This is a genomic window from Streptomyces sp. NBRC 110611 (assembly GCF_001590865.1).
Classification (GTDB): Bacteria; Actinomycetota; Actinomycetes; order Streptomycetales; family Streptomycetaceae; genus Streptomyces.
Genome location: NZ_BBUY01000014.1, coordinates 133,791 through 152,743, shown reverse-complemented (window position 1 = coordinate 152,743; position 18,953 = coordinate 133,791). Strand labels below are relative to the sequence as shown.

Genomic DNA, 18,953 nt, shown 5'->3' with positions numbered 1-18,953 from the left:
CGTGATCGCCTGTGGATCGGCCGCGTGATCCGGGACGTATGACTGCGGGTCTTTGGGCGGCCGTTGGTAGGCGGTGGCCGGTGGCCGCATCGGCAGCATGAGGTCCGGTGCGGGAACGGCGTAATACGGCACCATGGACAGCAGGTGGGCGATCATATTGAGCCGCGCTCGGCGTTTGTCATCGCTCTCGACGACGTACCAGGGCGACTCGGGAATGTTCGTATGCGCGAACATCGGCCGCGGCAGCGCGACGATCCGGGCGACTCGCGGATTGAGGTGCTCGGCGATGCGCTTGATCGCGCTCCCCTTGCCGACCGCGTTGCGTCCCTCGAAGACCACAACGAGCCGGCCGCCTTCGGCGCGAATCTACTCTTGGAGATTCACCAGTTCCGTGTGCAGCCGGTACAGCTCCCGTTCGTACAGACCCCGCGGAAGTCTTCCGGGCCCGCCGTCGGCATCCTGCTCTTCTTTCATACGGCGACGTTACGGAGAATTCCCTGGCCGAGGCCAAGTGTCGGGGCCGATCAGGACTCAAGACAGCAGGAGCCGTGGAGGCACGTCACGCCCCATGTGGACGGCGCGAAGCCCGGCACAGGGGCCGCTCGGTCCCGACGCGGGTCAACCGACCCCATCTGCCCGGACGCCTCCGATGCCACCGTACGAGGGAGAGGCCCAGGCACTGTGTCAGGAGGCTCTGCCATGAACACCCCCGGCCAACCATCCGTGGCCCACGGAGCCCGGCCCCGGCCGGCTCTGCTGACGTTTCTCGGCGGGGTCGGCACGGTCACCGGCAGCAAATTCCTCATCGAGAGCGACCACACCCGAGTGCTGGTCGACTGCGGCCTCTTCCAGGGCCTTGCCGACCTGCGCCGCCTCAACTGGCGCCGACTGCCGTGCGACGCGGACAGCGTCCACGCGGTGGTCCTGACCCACGCCCACCTCGACCACTGCGGCTATCTCCCGCGCCTGGTCCGCTACGGCTTCCGCGGCCCGATCCTGACGACGGAGAACACGGCACGGCTCGCCGCGATCGTGCTGCGCGACAGCGCGCGCCTCCAAGCGGAGGATGCAGCCCACGCCAACCAGCACGGCTGGTCCAAGCATCGCCCCGCCCACCCGCTCTACACCATCGAGGACGCTGAGCGCACGGTGAGCATGTTCGACCCCGTCCCCTTCGACGAGCAGGTCGAGATCGAAGCCGGGACCACACTCACCCTCCACCGGGCCGGCCATATCCTCGGCTCGGCGTGGGCCCACCTCACGCTGGAGGACGGACACACTCTCGCCACCAGCGGTGACCTCGGGCGGCCGGGGCACCCGCTGCTGCGGCCCCCTCAGGCGTTCTCCGGCGCCGATGTCCTCCTCATGGAGTCCACCTACGGCAACCGCCGTCACCAGGGGGAAGCGGGCCGTGAGGCATTTGCCCGCATCCTGGAACGCACCTTCGAACGGGGTGGTTCCGTGGTCATCCTGGCGTTCGCGGTCGACCGCACCGAGATGGTTCTCCACGAGCTCGCGACACTGCGCGAGAGCGGACGGCTGCCCGCCGCCGTACCCGTGTTCGTGGACAGCCCGATGGCGCTGGCCGCGCTGGACGTGTACACGGACGCGATCCGGGAGAGCTCGCCCGAGCTGCGGCCCGAAGTCCGAACGGCCGGCGGAGCAGCGCTCAGCCCCGAACCGTTCCTCGCCGCACGCTCGGTACAGGAGTCGATCGACATCAACCACGCCACCGGCCCCGCCGTCATCGTCTCCGCGTCCGGCATGGCCACCGGCGGACGCGTGCTCCACCACCTCCGCCGGCTGCTGCCCGATCCGCGCAACAGCGTGGTGGTGGTCGGCTTTGCTGTGCAGGGCACCCGCGCCCGCGACTTGGTGGACGGGGCGCGCGCACTCAAGATGTTCGGTGAGTACGTTCCGGTGCGGGCCGAGGTCGCCGACGTACCGCACTTCTCCGCGCATGCCGACCAGGCGCAGATCCTGGACTGGCTGCGTGCCGCACCGGCACCACACGTCACCTACCTCGTGCACGGAGAGCCCGAGGCATCGGCCACCCTCAGGGACCGGATCGACCACACGCTGGGATGGACCGCGGTCGTGCCCCGTTCCGGAGAGCACGTGCTGGTGCGCTGAGCCGCCCTGTCTTCCAGGCTCCCAAGAACTATCGGTAGTGGTGGAGGTAGCAGTGAGCAACAGACGTATCGAGGTGTCGTTCACCGACGGGGAGGCATACCGGATCCGGGTGCGCGGGCACGAGTTGGTCGTCGACCAGCCGGTCGATGCGGAGGGTGGCGACAGCGGGCCCACGCCGGTCGAGCTGTTCGTTGCTTCCCTCGTCTCGTGCGTCGCTTACTACGCGGGACGTTATCTGGACCGGCACGATCTGCCGCGCGGCGACCTGAGTGCCACGGCAGACTTCGAGATGGCGGACGACAGGCCCGCTCGGGTCGCCCGGGTGCGCATAGGCGTACACGTTCCTGTGTCTCTGACGAGCGACCGCAAAGAGGCGCTGCGGGCGGTGATGCGCCACTGCACGATCCACAATTCCCTGCTGCGGCCTCCCGAGGTGTCGATCGATGTGGAAGAGACCTGACGTTGCCATGCGTCTCACCGACACAGCGGCCGAATCGCCCATACGGCCAGGGACCACCGGCCCTACCTCTGGTCAGGTCCCGCGCGCACGGTGAGGACATGGACCGACATGACGGTTTCCATGAGCTAGATCGGCAGGAGTGCCTGCGTCTCCTGTCACTGGTGCCCATTGGGCGCATCGTGTTCACGGACGACGCCCTGCCCGCCGTTCTGCCGGTCAACTTCTCCCTGGACCGCGACCACTCCGTGGTCCTGCGCACCTCGACCGTCTCGCGCATGGCACACGCCGTCGACGGCGCCGTCGTGGCCTTCCAGGCGGACTCGTTCGACGAGGCCGCGCACACCGGCTGGAGCGTGATCGTGACGGGCCGGGCCACGCTCGTCACCGACCCGCGGGAACGGGAAGAACTGCGTGCGGTCGGGCTTCGCTCCTGGATGGCCGTGCCGGAAGAAGCCTTCGTCCGGATCTCCCCGGAGCTGGTGACCGGGTGCATCCTGCGGGGGCACTGGGGAGGAGGCGAGCGGGGCACTCCGCCCTTGGCCGGCGTCCAGTGAAGTGCTGTACCGTCCCAGGCCGTATCACTGCGCGGGAAGGGGAACGTGCCAGGTCAGGGTCGTTCCACCGGTGAGTGGGCAGGACAGCTCCAGTGCGCCGCCCAGTTGCTCGGCCCGTTCGGAGAGGTTTCTCAGGCCGCTGCGGCGGCCGTCGGACGGGATGCCCACTCCGTCGTCGCTGACGGTCAGCACGACATCATCCCCGCTGCTCCTGAGGATCACGTTCGCGTGTTTGGCCTGGGCATGCCGGGCGACGTTGGTCAGCGCCTCGGAGAGCACCGCCGCCACGTGGTCGGCGATCTCCTGAGGCACTTGCGTGTCCAGCAGACCTTCCATGCGCAGGCCGGGAGCGAATCCGAGTGCCAGGGTGGCTTCCTCTACCGTCTGAACGACGCGGGTCCGCAGGCCATGTCCCTCGTCGCGTTCGCGGATCCGCAGGCCGAAGATCGTCGAGCGGATGATTTTAATGGTCTCGTCGAGGTCACCGACTGCGCGCAATACCCGTTCTGATGCGCTGGGGTGCTCAATGATCCGGGCTGCGCTCTGCAGCGTCATGCCCGTGGCGAAGAGCCGCTGGATGGCCAGATCGTGGAGGTCGCGGGCGATCCGATCGTGGTCTTCCAGTGTCGCGATCTGCTCGGCGTCCCGCCGCCGCTCGGCCAGTTCCATCGCCACCGCCGCCTGCCCGGCGAAGCCCGTCAACTGCTCGGCCCCCTCCTCCGTGAAGCCCGCCCCGCCGGATGCCCGGGCGAGCAGGAGCACGCCGCGTACCCCGGTACCGGTGCCGATGGGCACCGCCACCGCGGGCCCCAGCCCGGCGAGGCGCTTCGGGGCGGCTGTCTCTCGTGCATCGTGGCAGATATCCGTGCTGGTCAACGGGGTGGCGGCCGAGAAGGCCGCGCCCATCAGGCTGCCCTCGGCCGGCAGCACCAGGCCACGGTGCGCCTCCGCTCCCTCTCCGAGGGCGAGCTCGACCACCAGCGTGGACGTGTCCGGCATCGGCAGGGCCACCACGGCCAGTTCGGCGTCGGCGATGTCCTTGGCCGACTCGGCGATCAGACCGATCACCTCGCTCTGGGGACTCCCGGACAGCAGGCTGGCAGTGATCGCCCCGCCGGCCCGCTGCCACCGCTCGCGGCGCCGCGCCTCCTCGTACAGACGGGCGTTGTCGATCGCCACACCGGCCGCCACGGCCAACGTGGACAGCACCGACTCGTCCTCGGCATCGAACTCGGCACCGCCGCGCTTCTCCGTCAGATAGAGGTTGCCGAACACCTGGTCACGGACCCGGACCGGGACGCCGAGGAAGGTGTGCATCGGCGGGTGATGCGCCGGAAATCCGTACGAGGAAGGGTGCTCGGAGATCTTCGACAGCCGCAGCGGCTCCGGGTGGCGAATCAGCTCACCCAGGATCCCGTGGCCCGACGGGTACGGCCCGATGGCGGCGATCCGCTCCTCGTTGAACCCCACCGGCAGAAACTGAGCGATCTTCCGTCCGTCCGGCCCCAGGACGCCCAGGGCACCGTACTCGGCGTCGACCAGCGCGACCGCCGCCTCGGTGATCCGCCGCAGCACCTGCTCCAGATCCAGCTCCCGGCCCACCGACAGCACGGCCTCCAGCAGGCGGTGCACCCGGTCCCGCGTGCCCCGCGCCGCGTCCAGCCGAGCCTGCAGCTCCTCCAGCAGCTCGTCGAGCCTCAGCTGGGGCAGCCGCACACGGTCTTCCTCGGCGCTCACCGACGTCGTCGCCTCCAAGGCCGCCCGGCGACGGCCTTACACCCGTGCATCTCAGTATCCGCCGGTGCTGTGGGGACGGCATGAGCTGCAGCGAGCCGTCGACGCATCCGGAAGCTGCCGACCGGGGGACTCGGTGGCACCCTGTGAAGCAGGGGCCGGAGGGCCTGTGTCCTGCGGCTCGGGATGCTGGAACCACTGAGAAGGGCCGGCTTCTTCCCGACCGCCGGGCAGCGTGGTCCGGGGCATGACAGGAGCGGCTGATGGCCGACACCACGCGGCCCTCCCCGGAGGTGCCGATCACGGTCTTCCTGCTCGACGACCACGAGGTCGTACGGCGCGGGGTGCACGACCTGCTGGAGGACGAGCCGGACATCACCGTGGTCGGCGAGGCGGCCACGGCCGAGCAGGCCCGCGTGCGGGTTCCCGCGCTACGGCCGCGGGTCGCGGTGCTGGATGTGCGACTGCCCGACGGCGACGGCGTGAGCCTGTGCCGTGAGCTGCGCTCCCGCATGCCCGATCTTGCCTGCCTGATGCTCACGTCCTTCGACGACGAGGACGCGCTGCTGGATTCGATCCTGGCCGGGGCCGCCGGTTATGTGCTCAAGCAGATCCAGGGAGCGGATCTGGTATCGGCCGTGCGCACCGTCGCCGCGGGCCAGTCGATGCTCGACCCCGGGGCCACCACGATGCTCATGGCCCGACTGCGCGGCGCGCAAGAGGCGGAAGAACAGCCGGAGGCGCTGTCCGGTCTGACTCCCCGCGAGCGCGAGATCCTGGCACTGATCGGCGACGGACTGACGAACCGGCAGATCGGCCGGCGGCTCTACCTCTCCGAGAAGACAGTCAAGAATCACATCTCGCGCCTGCTGGCCAAGCTCGGGGTGGAACGACGGATCCAGGCGGCCGTCATCGCGACCCAGGCGGACAGCGCCGGGCAGCGTCCGCGGGACCCCGACGACACGCGCCGCCGCTACGGCGGCTCGCGCTGACGGTCCGGCTATGCCGGTCGAGTGCTGCCATCGCGCACAAAGGCCACGCGTACAAAGGCGAGGAGGACCACCCGCTTCTCGCGGGTCCCGATTGCGCGGTGCACGGTTTCTCTCCGCTGCTCCGCGTCTCCGATGTCCTCCTCGTCACTTTCAGTAGAGGCCGACTCGGCCCGCCGGGAATAGGGCCCAGTGGGCATTCCCGGTGGACCATGCGGCCCAGCCTCGATGTGGCGAGCGCACGGGCGGCTATCGCGGGATGACGGCCACTGGGCATTGGGCGTGGTGCAGTACGGCGTGGGTGACCCGGCCGAGCGGGGCGCCCACAGGGCGCGTGGGCTTATGCCCGCCCACTACGAGAAGACCGGCATGGGCGGACGCCTCGACCAACGCTCCGGCGGGGGAAGGGACTTGTACCACGTCGTCGGTCACCTTGAGGTCCGGAAACTCCTCCCGGACGGAGCCGATGATCCGGGTGCTCGCGCTGGCTTTGGCCTCGGCGGCCTCGCGGACGGACCGCACCATGGGCACGGTGCTCTCTAGGTACTGGACGAACGTCCACGCGCTCAGCAGCCGCAGCGACGCCTTCCGGCGCCCCGCGATCACCGCCGCGAAGCGCACCGCGACGAGATCCTCCTCGTCCTGTACGCCGACCAGGACGACCCCTGTCGAGGGCCGCTCCGCACCACGCACGACGACGACCGGTCCCTGCGCGCGGGCCGCAACCTTGAGCCCCACCGAGCCCAGCTGCAGTGCGGAGAACCCGCCGAGTCCCCGGGAGCCGACGACGATCGTTCCGTCCTCGCCGGCCGCGTGCAGCAGGCTCGCGGTGGCACCGGCCCGGCTCACCGCGGTGGTGACGCGCAGATCCGGCACCCGGTCGGTGGCCTGTTTCGCCGCCTCGTCCACGAGGCCCTGTGCCCGGTCGAGTATCAGTCGGACGGCGTCGGGAACCATCGCGCCTCCCCAGCCGTCGATGTTTGTGCCGTTCACGATGTGCAGGGGCTGATGCCGGGCAGCGGCCTCCTCCGCGGCCCACAACACCGCGGGTGCGGCTCCCGCCGAGCCGTCCGTGCCCACGACCACAGGACCGTCCGCCGAGCTGCTGACGGGGAGCGTGTCCATGAGAGCCTCCTCGCAGATCTTGCGTCTCAGCGGTTCAGCTCTGTTTGCTGACCTCGATACGACGGGTGGTGGTCGTGCGCTCACCCAACGGGGCCGTCACGGTAAGGATGCCCTTGTCGTAGCTGGCGGAGATGTCTTCCTCCTTGACCCCTTCGGGCAGGGTGATGCTGCGCGTGAAGGAGCCGTAGCGGAATTCCGAGTGCTCCTTGCTCTTCTCCTCCTCGGTGCGCTCGGCGTGGATGGTCAGTACGCCGGAGCGGTCGAGGGTGATCTCCACGTCCTTGTCGGGGTCCACCCCCGGCAGTTCCGCCCGCACGGTGTACGTGTCGCCCTCCTGGGACTCCTCGATACGGATGGGGTGGGTCTCCGCGGCGAAGGGAAGGCCGAAGGGGAATCCTTCGAACCACTCCGCGACGTCCGGGCGGCGGCCCATGAAGGGGAACTTCCGGCGTTCCATGGTGTTCATGTCGGGCCTCCTGGTCTGTTCCATGCCTCTTCGATCGGGGTGGGGCAACGCGCCCCGCCCCTTTCACCGTCGCGCACGTACGGCCCGCCCGGCTTGGGCCGTACGACCCATGGAGGTGTGCCACCTGCCCCAAACTCTCAGAGGGTTCCGCGCTCGCCGACCCGGCGCGCTGCCCACCGGCGCCGTACCGCGTCCTCGTGCTCGCCCTGTTCCAGCGCGAGGTCGATACGCGCGAGCGCCTGTTCCAGGCGGGGGATCGAGTGGCGCCGCAAGGCGCGGACCCGCTGACGGACGCGCAACAGCTCCGTGCCGACGATCCGGGCCGCCGCTCGTGCGGCGGCGTACTCGGCGGCCGCCCGTACCGCCTCACGGTAGGCGGCTTCGGCGTGCACCAGGGCCGTATTTCTCGGGGCGGCCGAGGTGGGGGCCCGGTCCGGGATGACGCAGAGGGCTTCGGACGGATACCGCACCCCCATGGTGGTCGCCTCATCGAGGGCGATCTCCGCGGTGCCGACCCCTGCCACCGCCGCTGCCAGGGCCTGCTCACCACCCAGGAGAAGCCCGCTCAGCAGCCACGCCTCCGCAACCTTCACCTGCTCGTGCCACCGGTCCGCACAGGCCCTCTCGGCTTCGAGGAGGAGTTGGTGCCGCATGCGCAGAATGCGTAGCTTCTGTTCGAGTACGTCGGCTCCGCGCAGGGCGACGGCAAGGCTGCGCCGAAGGCGCAGACGGCCGGCACGGGAGGGCGGTATGCGGGCCGCTGAGGTCACTCTGCTCCCGCCGTCCCGCTGTTCTCCGTCGGCGTCTCCTGCGCGCCGTGTGCGTCGAGCAGATCGGCCGGCAGCATGGAGAGCTGGCCACGAGGAAGCGTCAGCAGCACCTGCCAGGCGCGTTCCAACGTCTCGTCCAGAGTGCGCAGTTCGTCGCTGCGCTGGTGCACGAAGCTCCGCAGGAACGCCTCGTCGAGGTCGAGGTACCGGCGGTCGGTCCGGCCGAGCCCCGACTGCCCTACCAGGTCGGCGAGTTCCCGGACCTGTCGGGCCCGTGCGAGCGCGGCGAGCAGCTGTGCCGCGACGTCGAGGTGGTCGGGACGGGTGCGGCCGGGGCCCGCGCCCTTGCGCATCAGCCGGGACAGCGAGGAGAGGGCGTCCACCGGCGGGTACACACCCCGGGCGTGCGTCTCGCGGGAGAGCACGATCTGGCCCTCGGTGATATAGCCGGTCAGGTCCGGGACCGGGTGAGTGATGTCGCCCGCGGGCATCGTCAGAACGGGCAGGACGGTGACGGAACCGGGGCGGCCGTGGATCTTGCCGCAGCGCTCGTAGAGCGAAGCGAGGTCGCTGTAGAGGTAGCCGGGATAGGCGCGGCGGCCCGGAATCTCGCCGCGGGCGGCCGACACCTCGCGCAGCGCCTCAGCGTAGCTGGTCATGTCGGTCATCACCACGAGCACATGGCGCCCGCCGGTGAACGCGAGGTGCTCGGCGACCGTCAGCGCGATGCGCGGGGTGAGGATCCGTTCGATCACCGGGTCGTCGGCCGTATTGAGCAGCAGTACCAGCTCACCCGCGGCGGAGCGCTCCTCCAGAGCGTCCCGTACGAAGGCGGCATCCGGATGGGTGAGCCCCATACCGGCGAAGACGACACTGAACGCTTCCCCAGTGCTTCGCCCGGGTGGGGGCTTCCCCGGCGACGCCAAGGGGAGCGCCCCCACAGCACCGGCGATGGCCTGGGCGGCGATCTGGGCGGCGAGCTCAAGATGCGGCAGTCCGGCCTGGGAGAACACCGGCAGTTTCTGCCCCCGCACGAGAGTGGTCAGCGCGTCGATGGCGCCGACACCGGTGAGCACCGGCTCGGATGGTGGCTCACGCCGTACCGGATTGATCGGATGCCCACTCACCGCCGCGTCGGCCTCGCCGAAGACCGGCGGCCCGCCGTCGAGGGGCTCGCCACGACCGTTGCAGATCCGCCCCAGCCAGCCGGGACCGACCGGGACGCGCAGCGGCGCTCCGGCGAACGCCACCCGGATACCGGCCGGATCCATGCCGGTGGTGTCCTCCAGGACCTGTACGACGGCGAGTTCCCGGTCCACTTCCAGGACGAGGCCGTGCCGCTGCTCGCCCGAGTCCAGGGTGATCCGGACGAACTCGTCCCAGCCGACTCCTGACACGCCCTCCACGACCGCCAACGGGCCGCGCAGTTCGCGCACCGCTGTGTACTCGACCTCACCCCACGTGGTCACCGCACCTCCCGGAGCCTGGCGAGCACGATGTCCCGCCGAGCCGCCACCCCCGCGGCGTCATGCGGGCCGACCTCCTCGCGTGCGCGCAGCACCGGCCCGAAGTCCGCCTCCTCGACAGCGGCAGCCGGCACCCCCGAATCCACCAGCTCCCGGCAGCGGTCGACGACCGCGAGTACGGCATCGACCAATGCCGCCGTCTTGTCCGCGGCGCAGTACGCGTCCAGGGCGGACAGCGCGCTCTGCTGGAGAACGGCCTCGCGCGCCAGCCGCCCGGCGAGCACGGTGATCCGCTCTTGGGCAGGCAGCGCGGTGATCCCGATCAGGTCCACGAGGTCGGCCAGCCGGTCCGCCTCGCCCAGCAGCGCGGCGACCCGGTCACGCCGGGTGGCCCAGGCCGGATCTCCCGTGGCCGTCTGACGGGCGGTCAGCGCCGCCGCGTCACGGGAGAACGACCCCGCCCAGGAGACGGCAGGGTAATGGCGGGCATAGGCGAGATCGCGGTCCAGCGACCACAGGCAACGGACGAACCGCTCGGTGTGCGCGGTGACCGGCTCGGTCAGGTCCCCTCCGGGCGGGGAGACCGCACCGATCATGGTGACCGAGCCCCGCCCGCCACCGAGCGTGGTCACCGCTCCCGCCCGCTCGTAGAACGCGGCGATCGCCGAGGCCAGGCCCGCCGGATATCCCTCCTCCGCGGGCAGCTCGCCGGTGCGGGACGCGAACTCGCGCAGCGCCTCGGCCCATCGCGATGTCGAGTCCGCGATGACGACGACGTCGAGCCCCATGTCCCGGAAATACTCGGCGACCGTGGCGCCCGTGTAGATGCTGGCCTCGCGCGCCATCATCGGCATGTTGGAGGTGTTGGCGACGGTCACCGTCCGGTCTGCCAGCCGTCCGCCGGTGCGGGGGTCCTCCAGTGCGGAGAACTCGGCGATGACATCGGCCATCTCGTTGCCGCGCTCCCCGCAGCCGATATAGACGATCACGTCGGCGTCGCACCACTTGGCGATCTGCTGCAACAGCACGGTCTTACCGGTGCCGAAACCGCCCGGCACGGCGACCGTGCTGCCCCGGGCGACCGGAAAGAGCAGGTCGATCACGCGCTGCCCGGTGTTCAGCGGCTCCTGCTCGCCGCCGCGCTCGCGCACCGGACGCGGCCGCCGGACAGGCCAAGAGGTGCCGGTCCGTACCTCGGTGCCACTGACCACGGCCACCACGGCGTCCTGGCGCACGGAGCCCTCGGCAGTGATCCGCTCCACCACACCACCCGAGCCAGGCGGTACGAGGACCCGCACCCGTACCGGCCCCACGCCCTGGAGTTCGCCCAGGACCTCGCCCTCCGAGATCCTCGCTCCCACGTCCGCCATGGGCACGAACGCCCAGGTGCGCTCACCGCCCTCGGCCCGGGCGGCGGCGGGGAGCAGCCACTCGCCGCTCCCGGAGAGTGGTCGCAACAGGCCGTCGAAGACGCCGCCGAGCAGGTGGGGGCCGAGCCGTGCCGAGAGCGGAGTGCCCTGAGGGAACGCGGTGTCGCCGGGGGCGAGTCCGCCCGTGTACTCGTATGCCTGGACGGTGACGACGCCGCCGCTGATCGCCACCACCTCGCCGGGCAACCCGGCCTCGCCGAGCGCGACCAGGTCGTGCATCGCCGTACCGTTCGCGTAGTCCATCTCGACCAGGGGGCCAGCGACGCGCCGGATCCGGCAGGAGCGCTCATGCCGCACGCGCCGCCCGGACCCCTCGGGCGGCCGGACCTCGGCAGTTGCCTCGGAGGAGGCCGCTACGGTTTCCACAGCGTCTCCGCATCCGTACCGAGCCGGTCCAGCGCCCGGGCGGCGAGGACGTCCAGCGTGCGGTCGACGCGCCGTCCTGCGGCGTGGGCGACCACGCCTCCATGGGGGTGCTCGGTGACCTCCGCGTCCGGTCCGAGGAGCCGGCGGGCGCCCCGGGTGAGCCGGTCCAGCACGGAGCCGTAGTCGGCTGCGTGGTGCAGCGCCCGGACACGCTCGGTGGCGCGCACCCTCAGCTCTTCGTACGCCTCTCTGCGCACGTTCAGTTCGCGGGCCCTGGCCGCATGGCGGGCCCTCCTGCGGACGGCTCGGCCGGCGGCTTCGCCCTCTGCCTCGCCCCGTCGGCGAGCTTCCTCCAGGATCGCCGCGGCTTCGGCACGGGCGGCGTCGAGCAGGTCCGCAGCCTCGCGGTCCGCCTGGGCCAGGAGGGCCCCGGCTTCGGCGTGTGCGGCTCGGACGAGTTCGGCGCGCACCGGTTCGAGCGCGGCCCCGGCCTCATCGGGGGCGGGCGTGCTCATCGCGGCAGTACCGCCGTGAGCGGCGGGATGCGATCGAGCACCGCCGGGCCGAGAGCGTCGGCCGCTGCCGGCGTGAGGATCACCAGCCCAGCGCCTCCCCGCACGTCCCGCCAAGCGTCGCGGACCGCTTCCGGCTCCTCTGCGGCAAGGACGGTGACACCGGCCAGCGCCAGTCCCGCGACACGTACCTGTTCGCCGATGGCGGCCACGTGTCCCACGGTCATGCCTTGCCGATGAGGAGGATCGCGACGACCAGGCCGTAGATGGCGATGCCCTCGGCGAGGCCGACGATGACCATCGCCCGGCCGAAGAGTTCGGGGCGTTCGCTGAGTGCCGCCAGTGCCGCGGCCCCGGTGTAGGCGACGGCGATCGACGCCCCGATGGATGCCCCGGCTACCGCGATCGCGGCCCCGATCAGCGCGGCGGAGCCGGAGCCGGAGTTCTGCGCGGTCGCCGCAGCGGCGGCGTGTGCAGGGCTGCCGCTGAATGCCAGGGCCAGCAGCACGGCCGCGCCCACCAGCAGGAACGCGTCCGCGGCGACCACCCAGCGCAGGGCCGTCCGGCCGGACCGGCGCAGCAGCAGCCGGGTGACGACAAAGACCACCGCGACGATGGGGAGCGTGATGAGCCAGGTGATCACTGCGTCACCTCCGTGTGCTGTACGGGAAGGTGCCAGGGACGGAACGGACGGCCCTGACCCTCGAAGACACGCGAGAACAATTCGTAGAACTCCAGCCGAAGTGCCTGCACTCCGGCAACAAGTGCCTCCAGCGCGAAGGCGAGGGCATTGCCGGCGACGAAGACGACGATGCCCGCGACCAGCGCCATGGCACCCATCCCCGCCAGCCCCGTGGTGCCGTCCCACACGATCGAGCCGAGCGCGGCATGAGTGAGCCCGAAGGCCGCCAGCCGTGCGAACGAGATGACATTCGATCCGATCCGCACCACCACGTCGAAGACCTGGACACCGGTCTGGGCGGCGCCGCTGACACCGCCGGCGGTGGCCGCGTACACGCCGTAGCCGGTCAGCACGAGGCCCACGAACGCGATCGCTGCCCCGGTGAGCGCGATGTCCGCGCGGCCCAGATACGCCGCGCCGGCGGTCATCGCGAGCCCGAGGAAGAGAACCGATCCCGCGATGCCGGAGACCGCGTACAAGGCGCTCGCCGCGCCGTTCTCCCGCCAGCGGTTGACGATCCCGGCCGCGTAAGCCAGCACGAGCAGTACGGCACCGAGCCCGACCGCGGTGGCGAGCAGCCGTACGGGCTCGTCCAGGGGGTTCAGCCAGAGCACCGGCAGTACCCCTGTAGGACCGAAGAACTCGCCGTAGGCGACACCTGCCAGCGTGCCGGCCAGCCCGGCTCCGGCCACGAACGGCCACAGGGCGTGAAGCGAGGCCAGCCGGCGGGGGCGGCCGAGACGCAGCAGCAGCCCTGCGAGCAGCAGCAGGGCACCGTGCCCGGCGTCGCCGAACATCAGGCCGAACATCAGCACATAGACGATGCCGGCGGGCAGGGTGGGATCGAGGTCGGCGTAGGGCACGGTCCCGTACGTCCGGACCAGGGGCGTGAAGGAGCGGTGTACGGCGCCGGTGCTGCGCAGCAGGGTCGGCGGATCGACACCGCGGGGCGCCGACAGCGGCACCAACGCGCCTCCGGTGCCGGCGATGCGCTCGGCGACCGCGGGAACCTCCGCGGCAGGGCACCAGCCGGCGAGCGCCGCGACGCCCCCGTGCCGGACCTCCCCGGCCAGCCGCTCCTCCAGCTGCGCCTCGCCCGCCAGCAGATCCGTACGCCCAGCCCGCTCAAGAACATCGAGGTCGGGCGGGAAGGCGCTGAGGGCGGCGCCCTTCGCCTCGCCGCGCACACGCTGCAGCCGTCGGGTGGCCGATCCCGGCGCTCCCGGCCCGCCGTCGTCGATGCGGTCGATCTCGATGCAGCCCGCTTCGGCTATCCGGACGAGGGCCTCCCGCAGCGCCTCGTGCGGGGCGACGATCGCCACCCGCTGCATGCGGACGGGGGTCACGGTCTCAGCCCGGAGCACCGAACGCCTCCGTCGTCCCGCCGCCCCGGGCGGCCAGTTCCAGCGCACCCCGCACCCGCCAGGCGTCCGCGGACAGCAGCGCGACCGCGCCGATCACCGGCCCGGAGCTCAGGCGGTATCCGCGCAGCAGCTCGGCCCCACCCTGTTCCAGCCGGTCCCACCACCGCGCCTCCGCCCGCCACAGGCCCTCCGCCCTGTCGACGCCGTCCACCGCCCAGCGCGCCGTGGTCGGCAGGCGCTCCCGGAAGTCGGCGAACGCTGAGGAACGGATGGCCGCGGAACCGAGCAGTCGGCCCGCCCACCGGGCAGACGGCTCCGCCAGGCGGCGGCCGGCGACGAATACTTCGCGGCCGACCAGCAGGGCCATGCGGCCCGCCGCCCAGCGCACGGCCTCCGGCACTGCGGCCGCTATCCGCACGGCGGCGGAGGCCCGCATACCGATGCCCACCGCCGCCGGCGATTCGCCTCCAGGGTCTCCCCACGCGGAAGCGGCGAGCACGGCCCGCAACTCCGACGGCGAGCCGGTCCGGGCGAGCCGTGGCCAGGCGGTCGCCAGCGTGCCGAGCCGGTACGGCCGGGCGGGCGGGCGGAATTCGGCTCCCGCCAGCTGGCCGAGGTGTGCCTCCGTGTTGGCGATCTCGAATCCGGAGGCGAGCAGGCGGAGGGCGTTCGCTCCGCTACGGGGCTGCCAGCCGGCCAGGACTCGCAGATGCCACAACAGGGTCGCTCCGACGGCCCGTTGCGCGTCGGTCAGCGACATCTCGGGACCGAGTCCACGCCGATAGGCCGTGGACCCGAGATAGCGCACGGCATCGTCGAGCGTGGGCGCCGCGGCCACCTCCCGGACGCCTCCGGCGCCCAGGCACCGGGACAGCATCGCCCTGGACCTGGTGACACCTGCCACCCACCCGGCCCCCATCATGGGCCGCCCCCTTCTCTTGGCGTCCCGTGCACGTGGGGCACCTGCGCGGCGGCCGCCCCCCATTCGCCGAGTTCCTCGTTCACCAGTGCCGTCACGCGCTCGAGGAGGGCGGGCATCCGCGCCTCGGCTCGTCGGCGCACCGCAGCCGCCTCACACTCCGCCGATGCGAGCAGCGCCGCTGCCTCGGCCTCAGCGGCACGGCGGATGCGGTCGGCGGTTTCCGCCCGTACAGCGTGCGCACGAGCTCTCGCGCGCTCCACGATCTCGTCGGCCTCACGCTCAGCTGAGCGCCGTCTCTCTTCCGTCACGCGCACGGCCCGCTCTCGTACGCCCCGTGCCTCCGCTTCTGCCTGCTCCAGCAGAGAGAGCGGCGGCGCCAGCTCGGCCGCCAGCTCAGCGGAGCGGTCGGCCGGCACGCCCGCCGACGCCGCCCGGCCGGGGAGGCCGACCGGGCGGAACCGCATCAGGAATTCCCGGAATCCCGCCACCAGCTCTCCTCACGGGGCAGCCCCTGATTCAAGTCTCCACACGGGGAACACCCCTGTCGCGCCAGGTTGGGCCGCCCCGAGGACGCTCCGGCTCGGGCAGAGCACGGCCCGGGGCGCGGTCCGGCGCCGAGCTGTCCAGCCCGCGGGCACGGGACAGCCCTCCGTCCGCTCTGGTCTGCGCGTCGATCGGTCGGTCATCGGCGGCTGGCGTGCGCGGTGGCACCCTGAGAAGCGGGTCCCGTTCTCCGAGGCGGTAACCGCATACACGACGGGAGCGGTTGATTGCGCACACCGAGCAGACCGATCCGGACGCCCATTCATGGTCCGGCGTAGAGGCGAACGGAGGCACGCTGCGAACGCCGACCGATTCCGGAGCTCGACAACCGCCGCGGCGGGTCTGTCGCTGGACGAGGCCGCTCGGCGGCTGACGCGCCACGGGCCCAACGAGATCCCTGCGGAGCCGCGGACCCCTGTGTGGCGGCGGGTGCTGCAGCAGTTGCGCGACCCGCTGATCCTGGTACTGCTTGTGGCCGCCGCTCTGACGATCGCCACCGGCGATCTCTCCGACGCCGCCGTAATTCTGCTGGTGATCACGGTGAACACCGTGGTCGGCGTCGTACAGGAGGTACGAGCGGAGCAGGCGGTCATCGCCCTGTCCGCCATGAGCGCCCCCGCCGCCAGGGTGGTGCGAGACGGTGCGGAACGTGCCATCCCGGCTGCCGATGTCGTGCCCGGTGACCTGGTCCTGGTGGCCGAGGGCGACATCGTGCCCGCGGATGGAGACGTACGGGCCGCGGCGTCGCTGCTGGCGGATGAGTCCTCACTGACGGGCGAGTCCGTGCCGGTGGAGAAGGCCCCTGACGGTGACAGGTCACGCGGCACGGTGTCGGCGGGCACGGTCATCGTCCGTGGCCGTGGACGCGTGGTGGTCACCGCCACGGGAGCCGAAAGCGCGCTCGGCCGGATCGCCTCCCTGATGGGTGCCGCACCCGGCCTGACCCCGTTGCAGCGTCGGCTGGCGCGGTTCGGCCGGGTTCTGGCAGCTGTCATCGTGGCGCTGTGCACCCTGGTCCTCGCTCTCGGGCTGGTGGGCGGGCAGCCCGTGGAGCTGATGATCGTGGCGGCGATCAGCCTGGCCGTCGCCGCGGTACCGGAGTCCCTGCCCGCCGTCGTAACGCTCGCGCTCGCGCTGGGAGCACGGCGGATGGCGGACCGGCACGCCATCGTCCGGCGGTTGCCCGCAGTGGAGACCCTGGGCTCCGTGACCGTGATCGCCACCGACAAGACGGGGACGCTGACCGAGGGCCGGATGGCCGCCGAACGGCTGTGGACTCCGCACGGAGAGGCCACGGCCCTGGGTACGGGCTACGAACCCGAGGGCCTGGTCGTCCGCGACGGCAAGACGGTCACCACGGGGGATGCGCCCGACCTTGCGGCACTGCTGCGTGTCGCCCTGCTATGCAATGACGCCGCGTTGGAGCCCCCGTCGGACGGCTCCGCGGAATGGCATGCGCTGGGCGATCCCACGGAGGCCGCTCTGCTCGCGGCCGGGGCTCGCCTCGGCCTGGACCGGACGGCGCTGGACCGCGAACTGCCACGGGTGGAGGAGATCCCGTTCGACAGCGGCCGCAAGCGCATGACGACCGTGCACCGCCGGCCGGACGGCGGATTGCGGGTCGCGTGCAAAGGAGCTCCGGAATCGATGCTCCGGCCGCAGGTGCTGGCCGACGGCCCGGGCCTGCTCACCCGAGCGGCCGCCGAGGCCGAGGCTCTGGCTCGCAGCGGGTACAGAGTGCTCGCCGTCGCCTCGGCCGACCACGAGGAGCCTCCGGAACGGCCCCGGACATGGGAGTCGGGCCTGTCACTGCTCGGCCTCATCGGCATCCTGGACCCGCCCCGCAGCGCGTCAGCAACGACTATCGCCACCTGCAAACGGGCCGGCATCGTCCCCGTACTCATTACCGGTGATCACCCGCTGACGGCGCGGGCCGTGGCCGAGCGCCTCGGTATCGCTTCCCGGGACGAGGAGGTCACTACGGGCCAACGTATCCGCGAAGGGACAGCGGGCGAGCTGACCGACGTACGCGTCTACGCACGGACGACTCCCGAAGAGAAGCTTGACATCGTTGAGGCATGGCGTGAGGCGGGGCACGTGGTGGCGATGACGGGGGACGGTGTCAACGACGGCCCGGCTCTGCGCCGAGCCGATATCGGCGTCGCCATGGGGCGGCGCGGCACGGAGGTGGCACGCCAGGCGGCCGACCTCGTGCTCGCCGACGACAACCCGGCGACGATCGTGTCGGCCGTCGAGGAGGGGCGCCGGGTCTATGCCAACGTGCGCCGGTTCCTGCTCTACGCACTGGCTGGAGGCACCGCGGAGATCGCGGTCATGCTCGTCGGCCCTTTCCTGGGGATGCCGCTGCCGCTGCTCCCCGCACAGATCCTGTGGATCAACCTGCTCACGCACGGCCTGCCCGGCGTGGCACTCGGCGCGGAGCCGGTCGCCCCGGACGCGATGCGCCACCCGCCCCGGCCTCCCGAGGAAAGTGTTCTGGGTGCCGGCCTCTGGCCCCGGATCCTGTTCATGGGAGCCTTCGTCGCCACGGTGACCCTGGTGGCCGGGGTCTGGGCGCGGGAGTCCGGCCGCCCCTGGCAGTCCCTGATGTTCCTGGTCCTCGGCGCTACCCAGCTCGGCGTGGCGCTCGGTTCCCGCGCTCGTCCGGGAAGTCTGACCAACCCGTTCCTGCTGGTCGCCGTGGGCGCGGCACTGAGCCTCCAGACAGCAGGCGCCTATCTGCCTCCCCTGCGGGACCTGCTGGGTACGGAGCCGCTTCCGCTCCCCGACCTGGCGATCGCCTGCGCATTGTCCGGCCTCGGCCATGTGGTCATGCGTCTCCAGGCTCGGCTGTGGCCGGAACGTCCACCGCGCGCGGCCCCTTGAAGAGCCCGGGGCTTGCCCTCGTCCCCGGCATGCGTACGCGATCCGCGGAATCCACACTGGCGGTAAGGAGCACCAGTCGGGGCGGGTCCGGCTTCCCGTCCAGATCGCGAGCCTTGAGGGAGACGGCCATGACCACTGCACGGGAGATCATGCACACCGGTGCCACCTGCATCCAGGAGAGCGAAACGCTTGCGGACGCGGCACGCCGGATGAGTGAGCTGGATATCGGGGCCCTCCCGATATGCGGGCCGGACGACCGGCTCCACGGGATCATCACCGACCGTGACATCGTGGTGAAGTGTGTCGCCAAGGGCAAGGATCCCAAAACCATGACCGCAGGCATGCTCGAGCAGGGCAAGCCGATCACGATTGACGCCGAGGCCGACACGGACCAGGTCCTTCGGGCCATGGAGGAGCACAAGATCCGGCGGCTGCCGGTCACCGACAACCATCGCCTGGTCGGCATGATCAGCGAGGCGGACCTCTCGCGTCGCCTGCCGGAGGAAGAGGTGGGCCACTTCGTCGAAGTCGTCTGCGCGGCCACCTGATCA

The 18,953-nt window shown here is 71.3% G+C and carries 18 protein-coding genes and 1 pseudogene; 6 read left to right on the top strand and 13 right to left on the bottom strand.

What is annotated here, in order from left to right; genetic code table 11:
• Positions 1–18 precede the first annotated feature (18 nt).
• Positions 19–474, bottom strand: a pseudogene (locus tag AZE13_RS24960) (hypothetical protein); the annotation flags it as partial.
• A 225-nt stretch (positions 475–699) separates the two neighbouring features.
• Here AZE13_RS24960 and AZE13_RS24955 point away from each other — a divergent pair.
• The 3 genes from AZE13_RS24955 to AZE13_RS24945 all read left to right on the top strand — a co-directional run bounded on the left by AZE13_RS24955 (position 700) and on the right by AZE13_RS24945 (position 3,147).
• Complete coding sequence (locus tag AZE13_RS24955) at positions 700–2,133, top strand: MBL fold metallo-hydrolase RNA specificity domain-containing protein (protein WP_066936279.1); 1,434 nt, start codon at positions 700–702, stop codon at positions 2,131–2,133.
• Between the two features lie 52 nt (positions 2,134–2,185).
• Positions 2,186–2,593 (top strand): OsmC family protein, encoded by a 408-nt coding sequence (locus tag AZE13_RS24950; protein ID WP_066936275.1) that lies wholly within the window; start codon positions 2,186–2,188, stop codon positions 2,591–2,593.
• A 98-nt stretch (positions 2,594–2,691) separates the two neighbouring features.
• Positions 2,692–3,147: a pyridoxamine 5'-phosphate oxidase family protein gene (locus tag AZE13_RS24945; RefSeq protein ID WP_066936272.1), complete on the top strand. Its 456-nt coding sequence runs from the start codon at positions 2,692–2,694 to the stop codon at positions 3,145–3,147.
• A gap of 24 nt (positions 3,148–3,171) precedes the next feature.
• On the opposite strand, the gene AZE13_RS24940 is transcribed toward AZE13_RS24945, so the two are convergent.
• Positions 3,172–4,884 carry a GAF domain-containing protein gene (locus AZE13_RS24940; protein WP_066936400.1) on the bottom strand — a complete coding sequence of 571 codons (1,713 nt, stop codon included), beginning with the start codon at positions 4,882–4,884 and terminating at the stop codon, positions 3,172–3,174.
• Positions 4,885–5,144: 260 nt separating this feature from the next.
• Here AZE13_RS24940 and AZE13_RS24935 point away from each other — a divergent pair, with 260 nt between their 5' ends.
• Complete coding sequence (locus tag AZE13_RS24935; RefSeq protein ID WP_066936270.1) at positions 5,145–5,873, top strand: response regulator; 729 nt, start codon at positions 5,145–5,147, stop codon at positions 5,871–5,873.
• 246 nt (positions 5,874–6,119) lie between these two features.
• Here the strand turns inward: AZE13_RS24935 and AZE13_RS24930 are convergent, their stop codons facing one another.
• The 11 genes from AZE13_RS24930 to AZE13_RS24880 all read right to left on the bottom strand — a co-directional run bounded on the left by AZE13_RS24930 (position 6,120) and on the right by AZE13_RS24880 (position 15,461).
• Entirely contained in the window at positions 6,120–6,995 is an 876-nt protein-coding gene (locus tag AZE13_RS24930; RefSeq protein WP_066936267.1) for a universal stress protein, read from the bottom strand.
• A gap of 34 nt (positions 6,996–7,029) precedes the next feature.
• Positions 7,030–7,461 carry an Hsp20/alpha crystallin family protein gene (locus tag AZE13_RS24925; protein ID WP_066936264.1) on the bottom strand — a complete coding sequence of 144 codons (432 nt, stop codon included), beginning with the start codon at positions 7,459–7,461 and terminating at the stop codon, positions 7,030–7,032.
• 137 nt (positions 7,462–7,598) lie between these two features.
• Positions 7,599–8,231 (bottom strand): V-type ATP synthase subunit D, encoded by a 633-nt coding sequence (locus AZE13_RS24920; RefSeq protein WP_079124335.1) that lies wholly within the window; start codon positions 8,229–8,231, stop codon positions 7,599–7,601.
• Positions 8,228–9,700, bottom strand: a complete 1,473-nt coding sequence (locus AZE13_RS24915) for a V-type ATP synthase subunit B (protein ID WP_066936261.1) — start codon at positions 9,698–9,700, stop codon at positions 8,228–8,230. The genes AZE13_RS24920 and AZE13_RS24915 overlap by 4 nt, the downstream gene beginning before the upstream one ends.
• The gene (locus tag AZE13_RS24910; RefSeq protein ID WP_220127597.1) at positions 9,697–11,370 is read right to left on the bottom strand and encodes a V-type ATP synthase subunit A; all 1,674 of its coding nucleotides are present in this window, start codon (positions 11,368–11,370) and stop codon (positions 9,697–9,699) included. The genes AZE13_RS24915 and AZE13_RS24910 overlap by 4 nt, the downstream gene beginning before the upstream one ends.
• A gap of 110 nt (positions 11,371–11,480) precedes the next feature.
• Complete coding sequence (locus AZE13_RS38355; RefSeq protein ID WP_258527975.1) at positions 11,481–12,008, bottom strand: hypothetical protein; 528 nt, start codon at positions 12,006–12,008, stop codon at positions 11,481–11,483.
• Positions 12,005–12,217 carry a V-type ATP synthase subunit F gene (locus AZE13_RS24900; protein WP_258527974.1) on the bottom strand — a complete coding sequence of 71 codons (213 nt, stop codon included), beginning with the start codon at positions 12,215–12,217 and terminating at the stop codon, positions 12,005–12,007. The genes AZE13_RS38355 and AZE13_RS24900 overlap by 4 nt, the downstream gene beginning before the upstream one ends.
• 11 nt (positions 12,218–12,228) lie before the next feature.
• Positions 12,229–12,648 (bottom strand): ATP synthase subunit C, encoded by a 420-nt coding sequence (locus AZE13_RS24895; RefSeq protein ID WP_066936251.1) that lies wholly within the window; start codon positions 12,646–12,648, stop codon positions 12,229–12,231.
• Positions 12,645–14,051: a V-type ATPase 116kDa subunit family protein gene (locus AZE13_RS24890; protein ID WP_258527973.1), complete on the bottom strand. Its 1,407-nt coding sequence runs from the start codon at positions 14,049–14,051 to the stop codon at positions 12,645–12,647. Before AZE13_RS24890 ends, AZE13_RS24895 begins: the two co-directional genes overlap by 4 nt.
• A complete protein-coding gene (locus AZE13_RS24885) occupies positions 14,038–14,928 on the bottom strand; it encodes a V-type ATPase subunit (protein WP_258527972.1) in 891 nt (296 codons plus the stop codon). The genes AZE13_RS24890 and AZE13_RS24885 overlap by 14 nt, the downstream gene beginning before the upstream one ends.
• 41 nt (positions 14,929–14,969) lie before the next feature.
• Positions 14,970–15,461, bottom strand: a complete 492-nt coding sequence (locus AZE13_RS24880) for a hypothetical protein (RefSeq protein ID WP_066936246.1) — start codon at positions 15,459–15,461, stop codon at positions 14,970–14,972.
• 319 nt (positions 15,462–15,780) lie between these two features.
• Between AZE13_RS24880 and AZE13_RS24875 the strand changes: the two genes are divergently transcribed.
• Entirely contained in the window at positions 15,781–18,402 is a 2,622-nt protein-coding gene (locus AZE13_RS24875; protein WP_066936243.1) for a cation-translocating P-type ATPase, read from the top strand.
• Between the two features lie 128 nt (positions 18,403–18,530).
• A complete protein-coding gene (locus AZE13_RS24870; RefSeq protein WP_066936240.1) occupies positions 18,531–18,950 on the top strand; it encodes a CBS domain-containing protein in 420 nt (139 codons plus the stop codon).
• The last annotated feature ends 3 nt before the right edge of the window (positions 18,951–18,953 follow it).

Bases quoted from the DNA above. Each gene is read 5' to 3' on its own strand.
- AZE13_RS24910 (WP_220127597.1), bottom strand. From the start codon at position 11,370: ATGGACTACGCGAACGGTACGGCGATGCACGACCTGGTCGCGCTCGGC.
- AZE13_RS24870 (WP_066936240.1), top strand. From the start codon at position 18,531: ATGACCACTGCACGGGAGATCATGCACACCGGTGCCACCTGCATCCAG.
- AZE13_RS24925 (WP_066936264.1), bottom strand. From the start codon at position 7,461: ATGAACACCATGGAACGCCGGAAGTTCCCCTTCATGGGCCGCCGCCCG.
- AZE13_RS38355 (WP_258527975.1), bottom strand. From the start codon at position 12,008: ATGAGCACGCCCGCCCCCGATGAGGCCGGGGCCGCGCTCGAACCGGTG.
- AZE13_RS24930 (WP_066936267.1), bottom strand. From the start codon at position 6,995: ATGGACACGCTCCCCGTCAGCAGCTCGGCGGACGGTCCTGTGGTCGTG.
- AZE13_RS24955 (WP_066936279.1), top strand. From the start codon at position 700: ATGAACACCCCCGGCCAACCATCCGTGGCCCACGGAGCCCGGCCCCGG.
- AZE13_RS24935 (WP_066936270.1), top strand. From the start codon at position 5,145: ATGGCCGACACCACGCGGCCCTCCCCGGAGGTGCCGATCACGGTCTTC.
- AZE13_RS24945 (WP_066936272.1), top strand. From the start codon at position 2,692: ATGGACCGACATGACGGTTTCCATGAGCTAGATCGGCAGGAGTGCCTG.
- AZE13_RS24875 (WP_066936243.1), top strand. From the start codon at position 15,781: ATGGTCCGGCGTAGAGGCGAACGGAGGCACGCTGCGAACGCCGACCGA.
- AZE13_RS24885 (WP_258527972.1), bottom strand. From the start codon at position 14,928: ATGCTGTCCCGGTGCCTGGGCGCCGGAGGCGTCCGGGAGGTGGCCGCG.